Genomic DNA, 5,908 nt, shown 5'->3' with positions numbered 1-5,908 from the left:
GAAAACAATTGACAAAAATCGCCAAATAAGTAGGGGGGTGGAATTAAATATAAAATGAACGTAGGTTGGGTTGAAGCATGAAACCCAACGCCCGCATGGGTTACGCTACCGCTAACCCATCCTACAAATAATTGTGCCTACCTACTTATCTTTCTCTATAAGGGTTTCATCCCTCGAACCAATTTTTGCTTCAAAGCCAGCTAAACAAGATTTCTTTGACCGAATTTGGTTCTCTCGCATCCGTGTCTTAACCTGTCGGTGATTCACCAAGATGTGTCAGGCAGTCAGATAAAAAACTTGTTTCTGGGCGGGGAATCCCTACAATAGGAAACAGGATAATTAGTAGTAGATGAAAACCGATGGGTCAGTTTTTTAAACAAACTTTCGCTAGTTGCTTGGGAACTTTATTGGGATTATTGGTATTTTCGTCCCTAGGTGTGGGGGGATTAGCATTTTTACTGCTTTCTTTCCTGATTTCTAGCGATAGCTCCTCAGTTAAGGAAAAATCAGTCTTAGTTTTTAACTTAGCCACCAATATCAGCGATGCTCCCCCTAGTTCAAGTTTAGCCGATAGTTTGACCAGTGAGAGTCGGACCACTTTAAATTTACGACAGGTGATAGCGGCGATCGAAAAGGCCGCCCTTGATGATAGTATTGTCGGTCTGTTACTCTACGGTCGCAACAATGTCGGTGAATATGGCTATGCTACCCTGACGGAAGTGCGGCAAGCTTTGGCAAAATTTCGCCAATCGGGTAAAAAAATTATCGCCTACGATGTGGAATGGACGGAAAAGGAATATTATCTCGCTTCCGTTGCTGAAAAGGTGATTATTAATCCCGTGGGGAGAATGGAAATTAATGGTTTAAGTAGTCAACAAACCTTTTTTGCCGATGCACTAGAAAAATATGGTGTGGGGGTACAAGTGGTAAAAGTGGGTTCTTTTAAAGGTGCGGTGGAACCCTATACGCGTCAGGATTTAAGTGTCCAGAATCGTCAGCAGCTGCAAACCCTACTCGATACAATTTGGTCTAATTATAGTTCCACAGTGGCCAAAAGTCGCAATTTAACACCCCAACAGGTGCAAACTATTTCTGATACTCAAGGTATTCTGGAAGCAACCACAGCGAAAAAGGCGGGTTTTGTTGATGAAGTGGCCCATTTAGATCGAGTAATTGTTTTAGCAAAGGATTTGACAGGAGAAGCAAAAAATAAAACTAATCAGGAGGAAAACTCTGGCTCCTTTTCGCAAATTTCTTTAGCTAATTATGCTAGTTCTCTCGATGATGATGGGGGAGATAGTAGCGATCAAATAGCGATAGTTTATGCAGAAGGGACAATCGTAGAAGGTCAGGGAGATAGAGGCGAAATCGGTGGGGATAAATTGGCGAAGGAATTGCGAAAATTACAAGGGAAGGAGGAGGTAAAAGCGGTAGTTTTGAGAATTAATAGTCCGGGGGGAAGTGCCACCGCTTCCGAGGTGATTCTGCGAGAAATTAAGCGTTTAGATGCGAAAAAACCAGTAATTATTTCTATGGGTGATGTGGCAGCTTCTGGGGGTTATTGGATTGCGATGGGTGGTCAAAGAATTTTTGCCGATAATGATACAATTACTGGTTCGATCGGTGTGTTTGGATTATTGTTAAATATCCAGAAGATTGCTAATAATAATGGCATCGATTGGGATACGGTGAAAACTGGACAATTAGCCGATCTATCTACTATTACCAGACCGAAAAATCCCCAAGAATTAGAAATTTATCAAGCGGCAGTTAATCGGTTCTATGATTTATTTATCGAGACGGTAGCCAAGGGGCGAAAACTATCCCCAGACAAGGTAAGAACTGTGGCCCAAGGTCGCGTCTGGACGGGAAAAGATGCGGTTAAAATTGGTTTAGTTGATCAAATCGGTGGCCTAGAAGCGGCAGTACAATACGCAGCCAAAACAGCTAAATTAGGAGATGATTGGAGTCTTAAAGAATATCCTCGATCGCAAAGTTGGCAAGAAGAACTTGTCTCTAATTTCTTGCAAACCTATCTTCCTCCTCTAACTAAAAATAATCACCCTTTGACGCAGGAATGGCAAAATTTTCAGCAGGAATTATTGAAGTTACCTACATTTAACGATCCCCATAGTGTTTATGCTAAGTTACTTTTTAATCTCGATTTTCGCTGATACTTAGGTAAAAATAATGCCCGCTAATTCTGAAATTATTTGACGACAAAAATTTCTATGAATCGCCCTAATAGCGTTATTCTCGGTTTAGCCTATATTTTGGGATTGTTATCTACAGGTCTGGTAGATTTTAGTCCCCAGTTAAACCGATGGCAAGAAGTGGTAATTAGAATTGTTATTCTTAGTCTAATTACCCTATTAACCACGATTTTTATCCGTCGTTTTTGGTGGCAAAGTCCCCCTAGAAAAATTTGGCTGATGGGGGGATTAATAGCTATATTTGCCGTTGTTTATCTAGAAATTCGTACTCCTTACCCCGCTGGGAATGATATCAGTCATCTTTTAAAAAATAATGTGGTTAACTCTATTGAAATCACAGGCAGTATTATATCAGAAATTCGTCTCAATCGCCGAGAAAATTTACAATTTTGGTTAGAAGTAAAAGAATTTAGCCTCAAGAATTTACCGACAGAAAAATCCACAGGTAAACTCTACGTTACTCTACCAAATCTAGGAGGAAATCAGGTTTATCCCGGACAAGAAATAACAATTAAAGGATTACTTTATCGTCCCCGTCGTGCCAATAATCCCAATGCTTTTGACTTTGCTAATTATCTGGCGCGTCAGGGTGCTTTTGCTGGTTTAAAAGGGGAAATAATTATCGATAAAAAATCACCAACTTGGGGAATTTGGCAGATTCGTCAGCGCATTGTTGAGGCACAAATTCAAAGACTAGGCAAGGAAAAAGGGACTTTATTAAGTTCGATTACCCTCGGACGACAAGCGGTTAATTTGCCAGCAAAAATCACTGATTTATTTATTAAAACTGGATTAGCTCACATTTTAGCAGCTTCTGGCTTTCATGTGGCTATTTTGTTGGGATTTGTTTTAACTATTACTCGCAATTTATCCCCCAAACAACAGTTTATTATTGCCCTTACTATCTTAATAATTTACGGCACTTTAACTGGGTTACAACCTTCAGTGCTGCGGGCGATTTTGATGGGAATTGGGGCATTAATCGGTCTGCTTTATAATCGACAAGTTAATAGTTTAGGCTCCCTGTTACTAGCGGCTACAATTCTATTATTATGGCAACCTCTCTGGATTTGGGATTTAGGATTTCAGTTAAGTTTTTTAGCGACTTTGGGATTAATTATTACCGTTCCTTTACTGAAAAATAAAATTGACTATTTTCCTAATTTAATCGCTGAACCTATAGCTATTAGTCTAGCTGCCACTCTCTGGACTATGCCTTTATTAATGTTTACGTTTAACTCGATCGCTCTTTATAATATCCCCATTAATATTATCACAACTCCCCTAGTTACCCTGATTAGTTTAGGAGGAGTTTTTACTGCCTTTTTAGGCTTAATTTATCCCCCTTTGGGCAGTATCAGCTCTAGTATTCTCTATTACCCTCTAGAGTTATTACTGCAAATTACCACCTTTTTTAGTCTGCTTCCTTTTAGTACCTACTCCACAGGTAAATTATCTTTAGGAGTGATGTTAATTATTTATATTTGCCTTACCTTAATCTGCTGCAACCTCTGGTTTCGTCAACGGTGGCATTTAGTCAGTTTATTTATCCTCACTTTAATTTTAATACCGATTATTTATCAACATTTGACTTTAACTCAGGTGACAGTTTTAGCCACCAAATCGCAACCAGTAATAATTATTCAAAATCGAGGAAATACTCTCTTAATTAATGGGGAGGAACCCGCAACAGCACGTTATACAGTTTTGCCCTTTTTGCGACAGGAGGGAATTAATCAAATACAAGGAGCAATAACCGTCAATAATTCGGCGCAATTCTCAACTATCAGTGAGGACATACCAATCAAAAAAACTATTACTTTATCCCAGTTAGAAAAATTTAATCTCGGCGAAATTACTGGACAATTGCTCGAGAAAAATTTATTTAAATTTCAGGTAAAAAATCAATCTTGGCTATGGATTATCAACCCGAAAATTCCCGTTAATTTATCCCAAGAATTCAGCCCCCTAGTGTTATTATGGCAGGGAAGTAATCTAGATAAACAATGGTTAGAGTCAATTCGACCTCAAACAGCGATCGCTGTTACTGCCAATCTCTCCCGTAATGCCAAAAATCAACTGAGAAAGGCCCGGATTAAGACTTACTGGACCGGGAGAGATGGAGCGATTCAATGGACAGCAAAAAATGGATTTCAACCCTTTCTAATTAATGAGTGATGTGTACTACCAAAACTGAACAGGGAGCATGATGTACCACATAATTACTAACACTACCTAAGATTAACTCAGATAAACCCGATCGACCGTGACGACCAACAATAATTAAATCTATCCCTTCTTGCTGGGCAACTTGACAAATTTTCTGGCCCGGATCACCGATATAATAATCAGCCCGGGCTATGATATTATCCTCCTTAGCTCGATCGACTAAACCGTTTAACCAAGCTTGTAATTCCGCTTGCATTTCTTCGGTGATTTGTTGTTCTAAGGCGATCATATCGGGGGGATAACCGCCACCATAACCGATCAGATTACCATAAATAAAAGTTTCCGTGTAGGGAGTCAAAGGTTTAGACAGACTATAAATAATCCGCAACTCACTAGCGTAGGTTTTCGCTAAGAGAATAGCCGTATTCAATACCTCTGGAGTGACATCTTGATAATCCACAGCCACGAGAATTTTATTATAGAGTTTGTTGGTATCCCGATCGACTGAGAGTGTTTCCGTATTATTCATAGAATTAGCCTCCTCGATAGCAGATAACGTCAGGGTTGAAGTTGCTTTTTCCCATCGGCTGCCAGCAATACCCCGGGGAAATAGCCAAAAATTGCCGAAAGCTGATGACTGATAGTTGACGCTCCTCTACCTCTAGTGTGACATTTTTCGGATGATGTAGCTAAATACCCAAAAAAATTAACAATTTACCCCACTGTCACCCCCTGTCCGCTCTCTCTGTCAATCTCTGACAAATACAATGTCAGTTCTTTTACACGCCTTTTTAACCTTTTTAACACCAAATCCGTTTTTAAGCAGAAGCTATTCAAAGAGGGCGAATGCAATTTGCCCCTACAATAAATAATACTAAATCTGGTTATTAAAAACTGATTATTTATTTCCCCTTTTGCCTCTTGCCTGTTGCATGAGTGCCTCCCCTCTATAAGTAGCCTATACTCAACGGATTTAGTATAATATTATCGCGCCAATGGTAGGGGCGCACCGCGTGCGCCCAAAATGTCCTCTAGATATTTCGACCAAATTGAGATGCAGCCTTTGCCAAGGGCAGCTGCAGTATATAATCCAATTAGAGCGAGTTCTAAACCAACAACTTATGATTAGTCGCTACATTGTCGCATGGCTCCCGATGGTCCCAATAGGAGTTAGTAACGGTATCCTCCGAGAAACCACCTACGGAAAATATCTCGATGAACTACGCGCTCATCAAATTTCTACCCTGACAGGAATCCTCTTTTTTAGCCTTTATATTGGCACTCTTGTCTATTTTTGGGGTCTAGAATCGTCCAGCCAAGCAATTACTATCGGTTTAATTTGGTTAGTATTAACAGTGGGTTTTGAATTTCTGTTCGGCCATTTTATTGCCGGTCACTCTTGGTCAAGATTAGGGCAAGATTCGCCAATTCAAAAATGAAACGCATCAACCTCAAGAGTTGACAAAGAAAGGCTCATCAGGTACTGTCTGATCATTAACAAACACAAATCAGACCCAAAAACGAAG

Annotated in this window: 3 protein-coding genes and 1 pseudogene; 3 read left to right on the top strand and 1 reads right to left on the bottom strand. The window is 39.9% G+C overall.

All coding sequences use genetic code 11. The features are described from left to right. Positions 1 to 359 precede the first annotated feature (359 nt). Both sppA and IM500_RS22915 read left to right on the top strand, forming a co-directional pair. Positions 360 to 2,174: a signal peptide peptidase SppA gene (gene sppA, locus IM500_RS22920; RefSeq protein ID WP_287739598.1), complete on the top strand. Its 1,815-nt coding sequence runs from the start codon at positions 360 to 362 to the stop codon at positions 2,172 to 2,174. A gap of 57 nt (positions 2,175 to 2,231) precedes the next feature. Beyond that, on the top strand, positions 2,232 to 4,391 hold the full coding sequence (locus tag IM500_RS22915) for a ComEC/Rec2 family competence protein (RefSeq protein WP_287739597.1): 2,160 nt from the start codon (positions 2,232 to 2,234) through the stop codon (positions 4,389 to 4,391). On the opposite strand, the gene IM500_RS22910 is transcribed toward IM500_RS22915, so the two are convergent. Then, the gene (locus IM500_RS22910) at positions 4,381 to 4,911 is read right to left on the bottom strand and encodes a universal stress protein (protein ID WP_002796513.1); all 531 of its coding nucleotides are present in this window, start codon (positions 4,909 to 4,911) and stop codon (positions 4,381 to 4,383) included. The two genes, IM500_RS22915 and IM500_RS22910, sit on opposite strands and share 11 nt — an antisense overlap. Before the next feature lie 592 nt (positions 4,912 to 5,503). On the opposite strand from IM500_RS22910, the pseudogene IM500_RS22905 reads away from it, so the two are divergent. Next, positions 5,504 to 5,803: pseudogene (locus IM500_RS22905) on the top strand (hypothetical protein); the annotation flags it as partial. Positions 5,804 to 5,908 lie beyond the last annotated feature (105 nt).

Origin of the sequence: Microcystis sp. M179S2 (genome assembly GCF_020245805.1) — a bacterium.
In the GTDB taxonomy this organism is placed as follows: domain Bacteria; phylum Cyanobacteriota; class Cyanobacteriia; order Cyanobacteriales; family Microcystaceae; genus Microcystis; species Microcystis aeruginosa.
The sequence above is the reverse complement of the archived record's forward strand: the minus strand, read 5'-3'. Positions and strand labels throughout refer to the sequence as shown.

Excerpts from the sequence above, each read along its gene's own strand:
- sppA (WP_287739598.1), top strand. The coding sequence starts at position 360 with ATGGGTCAGTTTTTTAAACAAACTTTCGCTAGTTGCTTGGGAACTTTA.
- IM500_RS22915 (WP_287739597.1), top strand. The coding sequence starts at position 2,232 with ATGAATCGCCCTAATAGCGTTATTCTCGGTTTAGCCTATATTTTGGGA.
- IM500_RS22910 (WP_002796513.1), bottom strand. The coding sequence starts at position 4,911 with ATGAATAATACGGAAACACTCTCAGTCGATCGGGATACCAACAAACTC.